The sequence below is a fragment of the Paraburkholderia monticola genome, assembly GCF_001580545.1.
Lineage (GTDB): Bacteria > Pseudomonadota > Gammaproteobacteria > Burkholderiales > Burkholderiaceae > Paraburkholderia > Paraburkholderia monticola.
Genome location: NZ_LRBG01000014.1, coordinates 1 through 17,789, shown reverse-complemented (window position 1 = coordinate 17,789; position 17,789 = coordinate 1). Strand labels below are relative to the sequence as shown.

Annotated in this window: 15 protein-coding genes and 1 tRNA gene; 13 read left to right on the top strand and 3 right to left on the bottom strand. The window is 63.0% G+C overall.

What is annotated here, in order from left to right:
• Positions 1–62: 62 nt before the first annotated feature.
• Positions 63–932, bottom strand: a complete 870-nt coding sequence (locus CI15_RS16525) for a sulfurtransferase (RefSeq protein WP_062129416.1) — start codon at positions 930–932, stop codon at positions 63–65.
• A 149-nt stretch (positions 933–1,081) separates the two neighbouring features.
• Complete coding sequence (locus CI15_RS16520) at positions 1,082–2,188, bottom strand: aromatic ring-hydroxylating oxygenase subunit alpha (RefSeq protein ID WP_062129414.1); 1,107 nt, start codon at positions 2,186–2,188, stop codon at positions 1,082–1,084.
• A 320-nt stretch (positions 2,189–2,508) separates the two neighbouring features.
• Between CI15_RS16520 and CI15_RS16515 the strand changes: the two genes are divergently transcribed.
• The 4 genes from CI15_RS16515 (at position 2,509) to folE2 (ending at position 6,722) form a co-directional block, all read left to right on the top strand.
• Positions 2,509–2,817 (top strand): exodeoxyribonuclease VII small subunit, encoded by a 309-nt coding sequence (locus CI15_RS16515; protein ID WP_062129413.1) that lies wholly within the window; start codon positions 2,509–2,511, stop codon positions 2,815–2,817.
• Positions 2,814–3,695 (top strand): polyprenyl synthetase family protein, encoded by an 882-nt coding sequence (locus tag CI15_RS16510; RefSeq protein ID WP_062129412.1) that lies wholly within the window; start codon positions 2,814–2,816, stop codon positions 3,693–3,695. Before CI15_RS16515 ends, CI15_RS16510 begins: the two co-directional genes overlap by 4 nt.
• An 87-nt stretch (positions 3,696–3,782) precedes the next feature.
• Positions 3,783–5,690 carry a 1-deoxy-D-xylulose-5-phosphate synthase gene (gene dxs / locus CI15_RS16505; protein WP_062129411.1) on the top strand — a complete coding sequence of 636 codons (1,908 nt, stop codon included), beginning with the start codon at positions 3,783–3,785 and terminating at the stop codon, positions 5,688–5,690.
• Positions 5,691–5,915: 225 nt separating this feature from the next.
• Entirely contained in the window at positions 5,916–6,722 is an 807-nt protein-coding gene (gene folE2, locus CI15_RS16500; protein ID WP_062129410.1) for a GTP cyclohydrolase FolE2, read from the top strand.
• Between the two features lie 96 nt (positions 6,723–6,818).
• On the opposite strand, the gene tsaD is transcribed toward folE2, so the two are convergent.
• Positions 6,819–7,847, bottom strand: a complete 1,029-nt coding sequence (gene tsaD / locus CI15_RS16495) for a tRNA (adenosine(37)-N6)-threonylcarbamoyltransferase complex transferase subunit TsaD (protein ID WP_062129415.1) — start codon at positions 7,845–7,847, stop codon at positions 6,819–6,821.
• Positions 7,848–7,979: 132 nt separating this feature from the next.
• Between tsaD and CI15_RS16490 the strand changes: the two genes are divergently transcribed.
• From CI15_RS16490 to CI15_RS38250, 9 genes are all read left to right on the top strand, one after another.
• Positions 7,980–9,197, top strand: coding sequence for a BaiN/RdsA family NAD(P)/FAD-dependent oxidoreductase (locus tag CI15_RS16490; RefSeq protein WP_062129409.1), 1,218 nt, complete (start codon positions 7,980–7,982; stop codon positions 9,195–9,197).
• Positions 9,198–9,265: 68 nt separating this feature from the next.
• Positions 9,266–9,478, top strand: coding sequence for a 30S ribosomal protein S21 (rpsU, locus tag CI15_RS16485; RefSeq protein ID WP_008919901.1), 213 nt, complete (start codon positions 9,266–9,268; stop codon positions 9,476–9,478).
• Between the two features lie 242 nt (positions 9,479–9,720).
• Positions 9,721–10,167 (top strand): GatB/YqeY domain-containing protein, encoded by a 447-nt coding sequence (locus CI15_RS16480; protein WP_062129408.1) that lies wholly within the window; start codon positions 9,721–9,723, stop codon positions 10,165–10,167.
• Between the two features lie 120 nt (positions 10,168–10,287).
• Complete coding sequence (dnaG, locus tag CI15_RS16475) at positions 10,288–12,162, top strand: DNA primase (protein ID WP_062129407.1); 1,875 nt, start codon at positions 10,288–10,290, stop codon at positions 12,160–12,162.
• 91 nt (positions 12,163–12,253) lie between these two features.
• Positions 12,254–14,644 carry an RNA polymerase sigma factor RpoD gene (gene rpoD / locus CI15_RS16470; RefSeq protein WP_075643710.1) on the top strand — a complete coding sequence of 797 codons (2,391 nt, stop codon included), beginning with the start codon at positions 12,254–12,256 and terminating at the stop codon, positions 14,642–14,644.
• Positions 14,645–14,797: 153 nt separating this feature from the next.
• A tRNA-Ile gene (locus tag CI15_RS16465) sits at positions 14,798–14,885 on the top strand.
• 230 nt (positions 14,886–15,115) lie between these two features.
• Positions 15,116–15,322 (top strand): hypothetical protein, encoded by a 207-nt coding sequence (locus tag CI15_RS16460; RefSeq protein WP_062129405.1) that lies wholly within the window; start codon positions 15,116–15,118, stop codon positions 15,320–15,322.
• Positions 15,323–16,338: 1,016 nt separating this feature from the next.
• Positions 16,339–17,481, top strand: a complete 1,143-nt coding sequence (locus CI15_RS16455) for a porin (RefSeq protein ID WP_062129404.1) — start codon at positions 16,339–16,341, stop codon at positions 17,479–17,481.
• Between the two features lie 169 nt (positions 17,482–17,650).
• Positions 17,651–17,782, top strand: a complete 132-nt coding sequence (locus CI15_RS38250) for a transposase (protein WP_075643711.1) — start codon at positions 17,651–17,653, stop codon at positions 17,780–17,782.
• The last annotated feature ends 7 nt before the right edge of the window (positions 17,783–17,789 follow it).

The following is a 17,789-nucleotide window of genomic DNA, read 5'->3' as shown; positions in this document are numbered from 1 at the left end:
GCCGTTGCCGCTTCGAAGCGGCAACGGCCTTTTTGTCTGTCAAGACCAGGCGCGGCTCGCGCTCAGGGGTTTGCCCCGGTCGCTACTGGCCGTTTGGGATCGGAACTCCATTCGCTCCACGACCCCGCGTACAACGCCGAGCCATGCAGGCCGGCAACCTCCATCGCGAGCGAATTCACGCAGGCGGTCACGCCCGAGCCGCATTGCAGCACCACATGTTCCGGCGGGGTGTCGCCGAGCAGTGCGTGGAATTCCTCGCGCAGTGTGTGTGCCGGCTTGAAGCGGCCGTCGGCAGTCAGGTTGTCCTTGTAGAAGCGGTTCAGCGCGCCCGGGATATGGCCGCCGACGCGATCCAGCGTCTCGTTTTCGCCGCGATAGCGATCGGCCGCGCGTGCATCGACGACGATCCGCTCCTTCGAGCCGAGGTTGCGCTCGACCGCCTGGACATCGATGGTCACGGCGAGCGGCGCGGCCGCCTTGAAGTCGCCGGTGTTCTGCGCGGGCACGTCCTGCGTCAGCGCTTGGCCGGCCGCTTCCCACGCCTGCAAGCCGCCGTCGAGCAGCGCGACCGCGTCGTGTCCGAGCCAGCGCAACAGCCACCAGACGCGCGCCGCGTACATGCCGCCCTGCGCGTCATACGCGACGACCTGTTGGCCTTGCTTCAGCCCGCGCGACTCCAGCGTCTCGACGAGCCGCGCGCGATCGGGCAGCGGATGCCGGCCGTTCGAGCCGTTCTTGGGCCCGGACAGATCGCGATCGAGATGCAGATAGTGCGCGCCGGGCAGATGGCCGGCCAGCCAGGCTTTCTCACCCGCTTCGGTATCGGCGAGGTCGAACCGGCAGTCGATCACGAACACGCTGCCCGGCGCGGCCGTGAGCCGCTCGGCAAGGTTGGTCGCGGAGATCAGGGTGGTGTAATGAGTGTGGGGCATGAGCGTCTCCTCGATACGGGCGATGGCGGCTGCGGGCCGCGTCATTCAAGCGGCTGGCGCATGGCCGGTCTATGTAGCTAGTCTAAACAAAAAAAGACGGGTCGAAGCCCGTCTTTCCTTGAGTCGATCGAGGCGCCAGGTGGCGCGGATCAGATCGTGCCGAGTTCGCGCCGCAGAAACTCGTGGAAGTGCTGCATGCCGTCTTCCATCGGGCTCTGGTACGGACCGACCTGCGATTCGCCGCGCTCCATCAGCGCGAGGCGGCCGGCGTCCATGCGCTCGGCGATCTCGTCGTCTTCGCGGGCCGTCTCCATATAGGCGGCACGCTCGGCTTCGACGAAGTCGCGTTCGAACAGCGCGATTTCTTCGGGGTAATAGAACTCCACCACGTTGGTGGTTTTCTGCGGACCGCGCGGAATCAGCCACGACACGACCAGCACGTGCGGGTACCACTCGATCATGATGCCGGGGTAGTACACCATCCAGATCGCGCCGAACTCGGGCGGATTGCCGTCGCGGAAGCGCAGCACTTCGTCGTGCCACTTGCGGTACGTCGGGCTGCCCGGCTGCTCGAGCGCCTTGTGCACGCCGACCGTCTGCACGCTGTACCAGTCGCCGAACTCCCACGTCAGATCGTCGCAATTGACGAAGCTGCCGAGCCCAGGATGGAACGGCGCGACGTGATAGTCCTCCAGATAGACCTCGATGAAGGTCTTCCAGTTGTAGTTGCACTCGTGGACTTCGACGTGATCGAACATGAAGCCCGAGAAGTCGAAGTGGCGCTTGGTGCCGAGGCGTGCCAGATCTTTCGCGACGTCGCGTCCCTGCGCCTCGAACAGCAGCCCTTGCCAGTTCTGCAGCGGCGTGGCGCCGAGATTCAGGCACGGGTTGTCGGCGAAATGGGGCGCGCCGAGCAGCTCGCCCTTCAGGTCGTACGTCCAGCGATGCAGCGGACAGACGATGTTCAGCGTCTGGCCGCGGCCGTTGAGCATGATGGCTTGACGGTGGCGGCACACGTTCGACAGCAACTCGACTTGCGACTGCTGGTTACGGACGAGCACCCGCCCCTCGCGTTCGCTGGGCAAGGCAAAATAATCCCCCGCTTCGGGCACCATGAGATCGTGGCCGATGTAGCGAGGACCTTTCTTGAAAAGGGTGTCGATTTCGCGCGTAAGAAGCGCTTCGTCAAAGTAAGCCGTGACTGGCAGCTGGCTGTGGACAGACCGCAACTGCAATGCATTGCTCAGATTGGACATTCCCACTCCCGATGAAGACGTGAAAGCAGTGAACAACCCAACCATCGAAGATTCGATTTAGGGAGCCCGCGATTATACCCGTTTCCCCGTGACAGGGGCACTTAAGTCCCTGATTTGGGTTAAAAATGTCAAGAAAGTTCGGCATTTTCGCCGCAGACCTCGGGCTTTTTTTCTGCGAGACTTCAGGGTCGAAGCGGGGCAAAGGCGGGCATGAGACGGGCTCGAAGCGAGGCGGCAAGGCAGGGCGCGGGCGGCCGAGCGGATCGAAGATGTCGCTTTTGCCGTAGAATGTCCGACTTGTTTTAATTTTGCGACTATTCATGGCGAAGACCGCATCGAGAGATTCCGCCGCCGCGCCAGCCGAAAGCGGCGATAGCGCGCCGTTGCCGGAGAACTACGAGGCCGCGCAGGCTGAGCTGGAAGAGCTCGTCGCGCGCATGGAAGGCGGGAGCCTGAGCCTCGAGGAATCGCTGGCCGCGTACCGCCGCGGAGCGGCACTTGTCGCATTCTGTCAACAGCAGCTCGAAAAGGTCGAGCAGCAGGTGCGCGTACTCGACGGCGAGACACTCAAGCCGCTGCCCATGAATAGCGCAGGCACAGCCGCGACTGAGAGCGGGGACGACCTATGACATTCGAACAATGGACGCGCTCGGTGCTCGAACGCGTCGAAACGGCTCTGGAACACTATCTGCCGGCCGAGACGACCGAACCCGCGAAGCTGCACGAGGCGATGCGCTATGCGGTACTCGGCGGCGGCAAGCGGGTGCGCCCGCTCCTGTGCCACGCGGCCGGCGAGCTGACCGGTGCGCGCGCCGAATGCCTCGATGCGGCGGCAGCGGCGCTGGAAATGATCCACGTGTATTCGCTCGTGCACGACGACATGCCGTGCATGGACGACGATGCGCTGCGCCGCGGCAAGCCGACGGTCCACGTCAAGTATGACGAAGCAACCGCGCTGCTGGTCGGCGATGCGCTGCAGTCGCAGGCATTCGTCGCGCTCACGTCCGCAGTGCTGGGCGTGCAGCAGCAGGCCTCGCTCGTGCGCGAGCTCGCGCTCGCGAGCGGCTCGATCGGTATGTGCGGCGGCCAGGCCATCGATCTGGCGAGCGTCGGCCACACGCTGACCCGCCCGCAGCTCGAGACCATGCATCGCATGAAGACCGGCGCGCTATTGCGCGCGGCCGTGCGGATGGGCGCACTGGCCGGCGAGGCGCCGGATGCGCAGGCTCTGGCTTCGCTCGACGCCTACGCCGCCGCGGTCGGCCTGGCGTTTCAGGTCGTCGACGACATTCTCGACGTCACGACCGACTCCGCAACGCTCGGCAAGACCGCCGGCAAGGACGCGAAGGACGGCAAGCCGACCTACGTGTCGATTATCGGGCTCGACGCGTCGCGCGCGCTCGCGGCGCAACTGCGCGGCGATGCGCATGCCGCGCTTGCGCCGTTCGGCGCACGCGCGCAGCGCCTTGCCGAACTGGCCGATCTGGTGGTGAACCGGGTCAGCTGAACGCGAAAGCCCGCCGCCGCGCACCCTCCATCCCCGGGGTGCATGTATGAAGTGCGGGCGCGTAAGTTTTCCTACAATGGAACGACGATGTACGACTTGCTGAAAACCATCGACGACCCGGCAGCCCTGCGCCGCCTCGATCGCCGCCAATTGCAACCGCTTGCCGACGAGTTGCGTGCCTTTGTGCTCGACAGCGTATCGCAGACGGGCGGCCATCTCTCGTCCAACCTCGGCACGGTCGAGTTGACCATCGCGCTGCATTACGTGTTCGATACGCCGCACGACCGGATCGTCTGGGACGTGGGCCATCAGACCTACCCGCACAAGATCCTGACCGGTCGTCGCGACCAGATGCACACGCTGCGTCAGTTGGGCGGCATCTCGGGCTTCCCGAAACGCGACGAATCGGAATACGACACCTTCGGCACCGCGCATTCGAGCACGTCGATTTCGGCCGCGCTCGGCATGGCGGTCGCGAGCAAGCTGCAGGGCGACAACCGCATGGGCATCGCCGTGATCGGCGATGGCGCGATGACGGCCGGCATGGCCTTCGAGGCAATGAACAACGCAGGCGTCGAAGACGACGTGCCGCTGCTCGTGATCCTCAACGACAACGACATGTCGATCTCGCCGCCGGTCGGCGCGCTGAATCGCCACCTCGCGCGTTTGATGTCGGGGCGCTTCTATGCGGCCGCGCGCGCGGGCGTCGAACGCGTGTTGCGCGTCGCGCCGCCGGTGCTCGATCTCGCGCGCAAGCTCGAGGAGCACGCGAAGGGCATGATCGTGCCGGCCACGCTGTTCGAGGAATTCGGCTTCAACTACATCGGGCCGATCGACGGTCACGATCTCGACTCGTTGATCCCGACACTGCAAAACATCAAGGAACTGCGCGGTCCGCAATTCCTGCACGTCGTCACGAAGAAGGGCCAGGGCTACAAGCTGGCCGAGGCCGATCCGGTGCTGTACCACGGCCCGGGCAAGTTCAACCCGGCCGAGGGCATCAAGCCGGCTGCGACGCCGTCGAAGAAGACCTACACGCAGGTGTTCGGCGAATGGCTGTGCGACGCGGCCGAGCTCGACTCGCGCGTGGTCGGCATCACGCCGGCGATGCGTGAAGGCTCGGGCATGGTCGAGTTCGAAAAGCGCTTCCCGGATCGTTACTTCGACGTCGGCATCGCCGAGCAGCACGCGGTGACGTTCGCGGGCGGTCTCGCCGCGGACGGCATGAAGCCGGTCGTCGCGATCTATTCGACGTTCCTGCAACGCGCGTACGACCAGTTGATCCACGACGTCGCGCTGCAAAACCTGCCGGTCGTGTTCGCGATCGATCGCGCGGGTCTCGTCGGCGCTGACGGCGCGACGCACGCGGGTGCGTACGACCTCGCGTTTATGCGCTGTGTCCCGAACATGACCGTGATGGCGCCGTCGGATGAAAACGAGTGCCGGCAGATGCTCTACACCGCGTTGCAGCAGTCGCATCCCACTGCTGTGCGCTATCCGCGCGGCGCGGGTACCGGTGTCGCCACCGTCAAACAGATGACCGCGCTGCCGCTCGGCAAGGGCGAAGTGCGTCGCGAGACCTCGGCGCCAGCCGGCAAGCGTATCGCGATTCTCGCGTTCGGCACGATGGTCGCGCCGTCGCTCGCGGCGGCCGAGCAACTCGACGCCACCGTCGCGAACATGCGCTTCGTGAAGCCGCTCGACACCGAACTCGTGCGCAAGCTGGCCGAGACGCACGACGCCATCGTCACCGTCGAAGAAGGCTGCATCATGGGTGGCGCGGGTTCGGCCTGCGTCGAAGCCCTGCTCGCCAATGGGGTTATGCGACCCGTACTACAATTGGGCCTCCCCGATCGGTTCATCGATCACGGGGACCCGGCCAAGCTGCTCGCCGCGTGCGGTCTCGACGCCGCCGGCATCGCCCGCTCGATTCGCGAACGCTTCCTCGCGAGCGGCGCGGTTGGCGGTCAGTCGTCGGTGAAGCGCGTCGCGTAAGGCGCTGTCGCCAGACTTGCCGCCGTCTTGCGACGGCGGCTTCGGCAATCTCCAGTTTGAAACGACGGGCGTTGCGGCCCGTCACCCAACGCCGGCTCGAGCCGGCGTTCGCCGTTGCGCGTGCTGATCCGCACGGCCGCCGGGCGTTTCGACCTCGCTGTGCGACGGTCCCCCGACGCAGCGAAACCTCGGCGCGTCCCGGCGCTTTCCAGAAAGGACAAAAGAATGAATCAGATGAATCCCGCCTTCGTGATGCCCGACGTGCAAAGCACACCCGATACGCGCCAGATTCCGATCCAGCGGGTCGGCGTGAAGGGCGTGCGTCATCCGTTGACGGTTCGCACGCAAGGCGGCGAAGTGCAGCCGACGGTCGGCACGTGGAATCTCGACGTGCATCTGCCGGCCGAGCAGAAGGGCACGCATATGTCGCGTTTCGTCGCGTTGCTCGAAGAGAACAAGGCGCCGCTCGAGCCGGCAGCGTTTCGCACGATGCTCGCGGCAATGCTGGAAAAGCTCGAGGCCGAGGCGGGTCGCATCGAAGTGTCGTTCCCGTATTTCGTGAACAAGACCGCGCCGGTGTCGGGCGTGCAGAGCCTGCTCGACTATGAAGTCACGCTGGCGGGCGAGACCCGCAATGGCGCAACGCGGCTGTTCCTGAAGGTGCTGGTGCCGGTCACGAGCTTGTGCCCGTGCTCGAAGAAGATTTCGCAGTATGGCGCGCACAACCAGCGCTCGCACGTGACGATCGACGCCGAGCTGAGCGGCGACGTCGCTGTCGAAGAATTGATCCTCATCGCTGAAGAAGAAGCGTCGTGCGAGCTGTGGGGCCTGCTCAAGCGCCCGGACGAGAAGTTCGTCACCGAGCGCGCGTATGAGAATCCGAAGTTCGTCGAAGATCTCGTGCGCGACGTTGCCCAACGTCTGAATGCCGACGAGCGCGTCGTCGCCTATGTGCTCGAAGCCGAGAACTTCGAGTCGATTCACAATCACAGCGCGTATGCGGTGATCGAGCGGGACAAGCGTATCGCTTGAGACGTTCTTGGGTGATCCACGCCGTTTCGTTGCTGGTGCATCAAAGCAAAAAAAGCCGCTTTCAAAGCGGCTTTTTTATTGTCTGGCGACGCTGGCTTAATGCGCGAGCGAGGTCAAATCCCAGCGCGGCTTCACGGTGAACGCGTAGTCGTTGCCGGCCTGTTCGGGCCAGCGCTGCAGGCGCAGCGCGCCGGCCAGCGCGATCATCGCGCCGTTGTCCGTGCACAGCGACAAGTCAGGGTAGTGCACATAGAAATTGCGCTTCTGCGCGGCCGCCGATAGCGCTTCGCGCAACTGCCGGTTCGCGCCCACGCCGCCCGCGACCACCAGCCGGTTCAGTTTCGTGCGCTTGAGCGCGGCGAGCGACTTCGCGGCCAACACTTCGACGGCCGCATCGACGAAACCGCGCGCGAGGTCGGCCTTCGCCTGCTCGCAGATGTTCGCGCCGCCGAGTCGGTTGGCGTGCGTGAGCACGGCGGTCTTCAGACCGCTGAAGCTGAAATCGAGGTCGCCTGAATGCAGCATGGGGCGCGGCAGCACGACCGCGCCGGGGGTGCCGAACTCCGCCATACGCGAGACTTCCGGGCCGCCCGGATAGCCGAGGCCGAGCAGCTTGGCGGTTTTGTCGAAGGCTTCGCCGGCGGCGTCGTCGAGCGTTTCGCCGAGCGTCTCGTAGACGCCGACGTCCGTCACGCGCATCAACTGCGTGTGGCCGCCCGATACCAGCAGCGCGACGAACGGGAACGGCGGCGGCTCGTCGACGAGCAGCGGCGACAGCAGGTGCCCTTCGAGATGATGAATGCCGACGGTCGGCTTGTTCCACGCCATCGCCAGCGAATTGGCGACGCTCGCGCCGACCAGCAGCGCGCCCGCGAGGCCGGGCCCCTGCGTGTAAGCGATCGCGTCGATGTCACCGCGCGCAACGTTAGCGCGCTCCATCACTTCCTCGAGCAGCGGCAGCGCGCGGCGGATGTGGTCGCGCGACGCCAGCTCCGGCACGACCCCGCCGTACTCCCGATGCATCGCGATCTGCGAATGCAGTGCGTGCGCGAGCAGGCCGCGCTTCGTGTCGTAGAGCGCGAGACCGGTTTCGTCGCAGGAGCTTTCGATGCCGAGAACGAGCATGATGAATCGCTTGAGACGGGCGTACGCAACGTGCGCCCGAAAGTGAAAGGTAAGCCTGAAAGTATAGCAGCGCGGCCAGCCGCTCGCAGGCGGCCCGCGGCCCCGCCGGCCCCGCAGGTACAATGCGGCCCCATGGAATCCTTCGATATCGCCGTGATCGGCGCCGGCGCGGCCGGCATGATGGCCGCGGCCGTGGCTGGGCAGCTCGGCCGCCGGGTGGCGCTGATCGACCATTCGCAGCGTCTCGCGGAGAAAATCCGCATCTCCGGCGGCGGGCGCTGCAACTTCACGAATCTATACGCGGGGCCGGCCAACTATCTGTCGGCGAATCCGCATTTTTGCCGCTCGGCGCTCGCGCGCTATACGCCGCGCGACTTTATGGCGTTACTGAAGCAGCATCGCGTGACGTGGCACGAGAAGCACAGAGGCCAGCTGTTCTGCGACCAGTCGAGCGATGCGGTCATCGACGTGTTGAAGAGCGAGTGCGACTCGGGCGGCGTCGCATGGCGCACGCCGCTGTCCGTCGAAGAGGTGCGCCAGGACGCCGAGGGGCGGTTTCTGCTCGGCTCGACGGCGGGCACGATTGCCGCGCGTGCGCTCGTGATCGCGACCGGCGGGCTGTCGATTCCGAAGATCGGCGCGACCGATTTCGCGTACCGGATCGCCAAACAGTTCGGCCACAAGTTGATCGACACGCGTCCCGCGCTCGTGCCGCTGACCTTCGCGCCGGCCGACTGGGAGCCGTTCGCGGCTTTGTCGGGCGTGTCGCTCGAAGTGCAACTGTCGACGGGCAATAAGAAGACCGGCGCCGAGTTCAGCGAAGATCTGCTGCTGACGCACCGCGGCCTGTCGGGCCCGGGTGTGCTGCAGATATCGAGCTACTGGCAGCCCGGTGAGCCGATCCACATCAATCTGCTGCCGGACCGCGACGCCGCGGCCGCGCTCATCGAGGCGAAAAACGGCACGAAGCGGCAGATCGCCAATCTGCTGTCGGAATGGGTGCCGCAGCGGCTCGCGCACGTGTGGCTCGATACCCATCAGGTGTCCGCCGAGGCACGCGTGGCCGATCTGCCGGACAGGACGCTGCGCCGTATCGGCGAGGCGCTGTCGCGCTGGACGCTCACCCCGAACGGCACCGAGGGTTATCGCAAGGCTGAAGTGACGCGTGGCGGCGTCGATACGCGCGGTTTGTCGTCGACGACGATGATGAGCTCGCGCGTGCCCGGCCTCTACTTCATCGGCGAGGCGGTCGACGTGACCGGCTGGCTCGGCGGCTACAATTTTCAATGGGCGTGGGCCTCCGGTGTAGCGGCGGGCGAGGCCGCCGCCGACTATGCACGGGGGGCTTGACGGCGCCATGGCTTTGTGAGAAAGCTCTGCTATACTCCTGAACCTTTACAAAGTTCCGTTATTGAAAAATGACGACCATCCGCGTAAAAGACAATGAGCCGTTCGAAGTTGCCATGCGTCGTTTCAAGCGCACCATGGAGAAAAACGGCTTACTGACGGAACTTCGCGCTCGCGAGTTTTACGAAAAGCCCACGGCCGAGCGCAAGCGCAAGAAAGCAGCGGCGGTGAAGCGTCATTTCAAGCGTCTGCGTGGCCAGATGCTGCCAAAGAAGCTCTACTAATTCTGGCGTTGCCGTGCTCCATTTCACACGCGGCGCGGCGGCCATCCAAACCGATGGCGGCACCACACGTGCCATCACGGAAAACCCGGCCCATCGGGCCAGCCGGCAAGGTTGCATCCACTACGCATATTTCGCCAACCCGCTTGAGGAAGAAGTCCCAAGCGGGCTTTCGTGCTGATGCGGCTGTATGGCCGCTGTAGATCGGCCGGTTTTTCAACATTTCAACGCAATTCAGGTGAGTGATGAGTCTCAAGGACCGGATCAACGACGATATGAAAGCTGCCATGCGGGCGCGCGAGACCGAGCGTCTCGGCGCGGTCCGCCTGCTGCTCGCCGCGATCAAACAGCGTGAAGTCGATGAGCGGATCACGCTCGACGACGCGGGCATCACCGCCGTCGTCGACAAGATGATCAAGCAGCGCAAGGATTCGATCAGCCAGTTCGAGGCTGCCGGACGCACGGATCTCGCAGACAAGGAAAAGGCCGAGCTGGCCATTCTTTCCGCGTACATGCCTGAGCAGATGTCCGAAGCGGAAATCGTGGCCGAAGTGCAGGCGGCAGTCGCGCAGACCGGCGCGGCGGGCCCGCAGGACATGGGCAAGGTGATGGGCGTGCTGAAGCCGAAGCTGGCCGGTCGCGCCGACATGACCGCCGTCTCGGCGCAGGTCAAAGCCGCGCTCGCGAAGTAATTCCGTCGGTTTGTCCGGGTCGCGCACGCCTCGTCGAAGGCGGGGCGCGGTGCCCGGTCGCGGTGTCGAGCCCGAACTCCGGGCTTGGATTTTGAAGCTTTCCTGGCAGCGTCATTTACTGTGATCCCACCGTCATTCCTGCAGGACCTGCTCAACCGCGTCGATATCGTCGACGTGGTCGGCCGGTATGTGCAGTTGAAAAAGGGCGGCGCGAACTTCATGGGGCTGTGCCCGTTTCACAACGAGAAGAGCCCCTCGTTTACGGTTAGTCCGACTAAACAGTTTTATCACTGCTTCGGTTGCGGTGCGCATGGCACGGCCATCGGTTTCCTGATGGAACACGTGGGCGCGTCGTTTCCTGAAGCGGTCAACGAGCTCGCGCAATCGGTGGGCCTCACCGTGCCGCACGAGCCTTCGCCCGGATATGGCGGGACCGGGGGCGGCACGGGCGGCTATGCGCCGGCGGCATCCAGGGCCGTCACCACCGCGCTGTCCGACCTCATGCAGATCGCCTGCGACTACTACCGCAAGCAGCTGCGCGGCGCGCCGGGCGCGATCCAGTATCTGAAGAAGCGCGGTCTGACCGGCGAAATCGCCGCGCGCTTCGGTCTCGGTTATGCGCCGGAGGGCTGGCAGAACCTCGAGACGGCGTTCCCAAACTACCGCGACGATGCGCTGGTCGAAGCGGGTCTCGTCATCGTCAGCGAAAAGTCCGACGCGCAGGGCCAGCAGCGTCGCTACGACCGCTTCCGCGAGCGGATCATGTTCCCGATTCGCAATGTCAAAGGGCAGGTGATCGGCTTTGGCGGACGCGTGCTCGACGGCGGCGAGCCGAAGTATTTGAATTCGCCCGAAACGCCGCTATTTAACAAGGGCAGCGAGCTATACGGCCTGTTCGAGGCGCGTCTCGCGATTCGGGAGCAGCATTACGTGCTGGTCGTCGAAGGGTATATGGACGTGGTCGCGCTGGCCCAATTGGGCTTCCAGAATGCGGTTGCGACCCTCGGCACGGCATGCACGCCGATTCATGTGCAGAAACTGATGCGCCAGACCGATACGGTCATCTTCAGTTTCGACGGCGATTCGGCCGGCCGGCGCGCCGCGCGTCGCGCGCTCGATGCGTGCCTGCCGCACGCGGCCGACAACCGGACGATCCGCTTCCTGTTCCTGCCGGCCGAGCACGACCCCGACAGCTACGTGCGCGAGTTCGGCACCGAGGCGTTCGCCGAGCAGGTCGAACGCGCAATGCCGTTGTCGCAATTCATGCTCAACGAGGTGCTGACCGGCAAGGAGCTCGATCAGCCCGAAGGCAAGGCGCGTGCGCTGTTCGACGCGAAACCGCTGCTGCAGGCCTTGCCGGCTAATGCGCTGCGCGCGCAGATCATGCATATGTTCGCGGACCGGCTCGATGTGCCGTTCGCCGAGGTCGCGGCGCTCTGCGAGGTCGACGCGCGAATCGCAGCGGCGGCGCGCGAGGCGCCGGCCCGTAAGGACCGCCGCAGCGTGACGGGCATCGAGGAAAAGACGCTGCGCAATCTCGTGATGTATCCGCGCACGGTCGCGATGCTCGACGAAGAGGCCGAAGAGGCGCTGCTCACGGTGACACGGCACGGGGAACTGTTTGCGGAAGTGACGACGCACGCGCGCGCGCTCGGCGATTCGGCGGCGTTCCAGTTGTTGTCCGATCTCTTGCGAAATGGCGCGAACGCCCCAACTTTCGAGGAAATCTTTCGCAAAATTCTAGACTATGATGAAAACGTCCGGGATTTGCTGCTGAAAGACCCGCATGACGCGGCCGTCATCGAGGAGCGGCGCGAGCAGGAACGGATTGTCGGCGAGGAGTTGAAGGCGGCGATTCTGAAGATGCGATACGACGCTTATTGCGATCGTCTCGAGCAGCTTTCGCGACAATCACGGCATACACCTGAAGAATTTGCCGAGTTCTCGGAGCTCAACCGGAAACGGGCCGACATGAAGCGTCAACTCGGGCTGTAACCGGGCTGCCGAAACCTCGGGTGGTATAATAAAAAGTTTCTAGCGGTTTGTTTTTTCAAGGGTTTTCCTAGCAAAGGCGAAAGGCGATGCGATGGCAAAGACGACAGGCGGAAATCAGACAACAGGCTCACGCGCTAAAGAGCGCACAGGGAAAGTTACCGAAGCCGAGCTGAGTACATCCGCCAGAAGGACGTCTGCTGTCAGCGTTGCATCGGCAGCCGGGAAGAAGTCGTCGACCACTGCGGCCGCGCAGGCGGCATCGGTCCGGGCGGCGAAAGCTGTAGCAGCGCCGGCTGCCAGGCAGCCAGGTGTCAGAAGTGCAAGGGAAGCGGCTGCCGTTCAGGACGAGGCGGCAGCTCGCGTGACTTCAGTATCCACGGTCCAACCGGCTGTCATCCAGCAGCCGGGGGTCGAGACTACAGCCGGTACGGCGAACTCCATGACGAAAAAGCTGAATGAAGTACCCGTCGATGACGATGCAACCCAGACCGAAGAAACCGCTGCCGCCGCACCGGGCAAGGTGGAGAAGGTCAAGGCTCGCGACCGTCGTGCAAAGGAAAAGGCGCTGCTGAAGGATGCATTCGCGTCGTCGCAGCCGGGCACCGTCGAGGAACTCGAAGAGCGCCGGTCCAAGCTGCGCGCGCTGATCAAGCTCGGCAAGGAGCGCGGCTTCCTCACCTACGCTGAAATCAACGATCACCTGCCGGACAACTTCACCGAGACCGAGGCGATCGAAGGCATCATCAGCACGTTCAACGACATGGGCGTCGCGGTCTACGAACAGGCCCCGGACGCTGAAACGCTGCTGCTCAACGACAACGCGCCCGCGGCTTCGTCGGACGACGAAGTCGAAGAGGAAGCCGAAGTCGCGCTGTCCACCGTCGACTCCGAATTTGGCCGCACCACCGATCCCGTGCGGATGTACATGCGCGAAATGGGCACGGTCGAGCTGCTCACGCGTGAAGGCGAAATCGAAATCGCCAAGCGCATCGAAGACGGCTTGAAGCACATGGTGATGGCCATCTCCGCGTGCCCGACCACGATCGCCGACATCCTCGCGATGGCCGAGCGCGTCGCCAATGACGAAGTGCGGATCGACGAACTGGTCGACGGTCTGATCGACGCCGACGCGGAAGACGCCGACGGCTTCTCCGCGCAGGAAGCGGAAGCGATCGAGAACGAAGACGAGGAAGCCGAGGAAGAGGACGAAGAGGACGAGGAAGAAGACGATGGCGCGGCGCAAGCCACGGCCAACGCCGCGCAGCTCGAGGCGCTGCGGCGTGCGTCGCTCGAAAAATTCGCGTCGATCAGCGAATGGTTCGACAAGATGCGTCGTGCGTTCGAGAAGGAAGGCTACAAGTCCAAGTCCTATCTGAAGGCGCAGGAAACGATCCAGAACGAGCTGATGACGATCCGCTTCACCGCGCGTACCGTCGAGCGTCTGTGCGACACGTTGCGGGCGCAGGTGGATGAAGTTCGCCAGGTCGAGCGTCAGATTCTGCATACGGTCGTCGACAAGTGCGGCATGCCGCGTGCGGAATTCATCGCACGTTTCCCGGGCAGCGAGACGGACCTCGAATGGGCCGACAAGATCGTCGCCGAAGGTCATGCGTATAGCGCAATCCTCACGCGCAACATTCCGGCGATCCGCGAGCAGCAGCAGCGTCTGCTCGATCTGCAGGCGCGCGTGGTGCTGCCGCTGAAGGATCTGAAGGAAACCAACCGCCAGATGGCGGCGGGTGAGCTGAAGGCGCGTCAGGCGAAGCGTGAGATGACCGAGGCGAACCTGCGTCTCGTGATCTCGATTGCGAAGAAGTACACGAACCGCGGTCTGCAATTCCTCGACCTGATTCAGGAAGGCAACATCGGCCTGATGAAGGCGGTGGACAAGTTCGAATATCGTCGTGGCTACAAGTTCTCCACGTATGCGACGTGGTGGATTCGCCAGGCCATTACGCGTTCGATCGCCGACCAGGCGCGCACGATCCGGATTCCGGTTCATATGATCGAAACGATCAACAAGATGAACCGCATCTCGCGTCAGATCCTGCAGGAAACCGGCCTCGAGCCGGATCCGGCGACGCTGGCCGAGAAGATGGAGATGCCGGAAGACAAGATCCGCAAGATCATGAAGATCGCGAAGGAGCCGATCTCGATGGAAACGCCGATCGGCGACGACGACGATTCTCATCTGGGCGACTTCATCGAAGATACGAACACGGTCGCGCCGGCGGATGCCGCGTTGCATGCGAGCATGCGCGACGTCGTAAAGGACGTGCTCGACTCGCTGACGCCGCGCGAAGCGAAGGTGCTGCGCATGCGTTTCGGTATCGAGATGAGCACGGATCACACGCTCGAAGAAGTCGGCAAGCAGTTCGACGTGACGCGCGAGCGGATTCGTCAGATCGAGGCGAAGGCGCTGCGCAAGCTGCGTCATCCGAGCCGTTCGGACAAGCTGAAGTCCTTCCTCGAAGGGAATTGATCGCGGCGGCCGAGGCTGGCCGCAAATGATGTGATCAAAGGGGCCTCCCGGTCGTTTCGCTGCAGCGAAGCGGTTGCGGAGGCCCCTTTTTCGTGTAGTATGTCGGCCAATCGACGCAACGGGCCCGGCCTTCACGACCGGGTCTTTTTTCTTGGGCTGGACGCCGTGTTGGTTGCAGGCAGTGGACTCATAATCCACCTCCGAAAGGACATCGTGGGTTCGAACCCCACCCGGCCCACCAAAGTATCGAGAGAAGGGTTCCGAATTTCGGAACCCTTTTTGTTTTGGCGCGCAGCGTAGAAGGATTCGTCGGCGCGTCGTCAACCTGCCTGCTGTTGGCGGCCCAACGCACAGAAGAGGCGTCAACGGGCCAGTACCCTCGTTTCAAGTCTGGACGGAATCGTCTTGCGATAGTGGCATGTCGCTTGCGAGAGGTCGGCTTCCACACCCTATCTAATAACGAGAACTATCATGCGCACCGACCAGACCACCGCCGAGTTAGCCCAACCTCAAGCCCTGCCGGGCGCGTCGCTCGACGATACCAGCGACGCCCTGCCGCAGCCTCCGGTGCGAGCGTTGACGCGGGTGGCGTTCTGCTTCGCATGGCTATTCGGGCTCGAGCCGTTTCTCACGGCATCACCCGACGATGCGGCGGACTCGCGCGTCGACCGTCACTGAAGCGTCGGGCGTTGCAAGTTTCGTTTCGGGTCAGCGCAATTTGTACAAGCGGCGCCGTTCGAGGAATCCAACGGCGAGCCCGAGGACGAGGAGGCGCCCAAGCGTGCTCCGCGTCAGCCATAAGCGGTGATCGCGCGTAATCAGGGAAACTCCGTGTCCAGGAGGCCGTGGCCCCGCCGTTAATTGAATATGGAAGGCATTGTTGATGCACGCCAACCGCTTTCAACACGGGTTTTGTCACGCGGCGGGCGGCGCCGCAATTCACCTCCGGGCAACGCCCGTGCTGAAGGCTTCTTCGCGTTGCGTGCGTATCTAATAAAGATGCGAGTGAGAGACTCGCAAAAGCGAGAGCCCGGAAGACCGCCGCAATGGCTGTTTTTATTTGTGATGTTGATTCGCTGCGGCAGGCTAGGACCATTGTGCTGCCAAGGGGCGATAGCCGTTACATACTTCAGCGAATAGAAAGTTCCGTGATTAATCCGCCGTAATATTTACGGCGAATTAATCGGCGAGAACGGGCCCATTATCACCGGCTTCGCGAAAAAGACTGTATCAACACCGTTAAAGTTCCCCGCTCTTAAAATAAATTTGAGATGAAGCGGAAAGCCCTCACTTCCACGCCTCTAGTTACAAATAATCACAAGATCCATTCGTCACTTTGCTCCGACCCGATTACGTCAGGGGTATTAAAACAATGTTGCAAACGTACAACTTCGAATATTGACGCGTTGCAAATTTGTTTCGATTGGAGCAGTTGAGCTGACGCTCTGATCTTGCAATAAACGTCGGAAAAACAAGAAGTTATCCACATCCGCTCCAACATTGTTGCGAATTTCGAAAAATCCTGTTGCGTGAATTATCGGCGCCACTGCCAGGGTGTCCCCCTACACTCACGCTTCGCTTCAAGGGTGCCCGGTCGATCCCCACGGATCGGTCAACCGGGCGGCGGCTGATGCAACGCATCGACCGCTGAGGCAGGCCTCGCTCCCCTCTAAATTTTTCGAATTGGAGTTCCCATGAAAAAGAGTCTCATCGTCGTTGCGGCTGCCGCATCGTTCGCTTCGGTCGCTCACGCACAAAGCAGCGTGACCCTGTACGGTCTGCTCGACGCAGGTCTGACGTACACCAGTAACGTTGGTGGCAACTCCAAGTGGGCAGCAGGTAGCGGCGGTATCAACCAGAGCATGTTCGGCCTGCGTGGTTCGGAAGATCTGGGCGGCGGTCTGAAGGCAATCTTCACGTTGGAAAGCGGCTTCAACGTCAACAACGGCAAGTTCGCTAACAACAACGGCATGTTCAACCGTCAAGCGTTCGTCGGTCTGTCGAGCGCGCAATTCGGTACGGTCACGCTGGGTCGCCAGTACGACGCAGCGCAGGACTACCTCGCACCGCTGACCGCAACGGGCAGCTGGGGCGGCACGTACTTCGCGCACCCGTTCAACAACGACAACCTGAACACCAACGGTGGTCTGTCGGTCAATAACTCGGTCAAGTACTCGAGCGCTAACTACGCTGGCTTCACGTTCGGCGGCACGTATGGCTTCTCGAACCAGGCTGGTGGCTTTGCCAACAACCGTCAGTACAGCTTGGGCGCCGCATACCAGTGGCAAGGCCTGCACCTCGGTGCTGCCTACGCTCAGCAAAACAACCCGGCTGCCAACACGAGCGGCGCATCGGACGGCGTCGTCGCTAACATCGCTGGCCCGATCGACGGTAACTTCCGTCAACGTCAGTTCGGCGCAGGCGCTTCGTACGGCTTCGGCCCGGCGCTGGTCGGCGTGGCCTGGACGCAATCGCGTATCGACAACCTGGTTGGCGCAGCACCTGGCCAGCGTCAAGGCCATACCAACAACTACGAAATCAACGGCAAGTACAACGTGACCCCTGCGATGGCTCTCGGCGTCGCGTACACGTTCACCGACGCACGCGGCTACGGCATCAACGCCGACGGTAACGACCAGAAGACCCGTTACCACCAGATCGGCCTGCAGGCTGACTACTCGCTGTCGCGTCGCACCGACGTCTACGCTCAGGCTGTGTACCAGCACGCAATGGGCGACGGCGGCGTGGCTTCGATCTACAGCGGCGACAACACGGTTCCGACCTCGTCGTCGAAGAACCAGACGGCTGCTACGGTCGGTCTGCGTCACCGCTTCTAAGCTTCAGCAGAAGCTGCCTGTAGTACAAAAAGGTGCCGTTCGCGGCACCTTTTTTTTTGCGCGCGGCAAACCGGTGAGCCGGACGCCGCATGAGAGGCAAAAAAAAGCGGCGTCCCTGTGAAATGAACCCCAAAAGTTGGACACCCGTCCATGCTTTTGGGGTTTTTTCATGAGCAAACACAGCGAGCAATTCAAGCTGGAAGTTGTAAAGCAGTATCTGTCTGGTGAGGCCGGTTTCAAGGAGTTGGGCAGGCGGCATGAACTCGGTTACTCAATGATTCGGCGGTGGGTCGAGAGGTAAAGGCAGG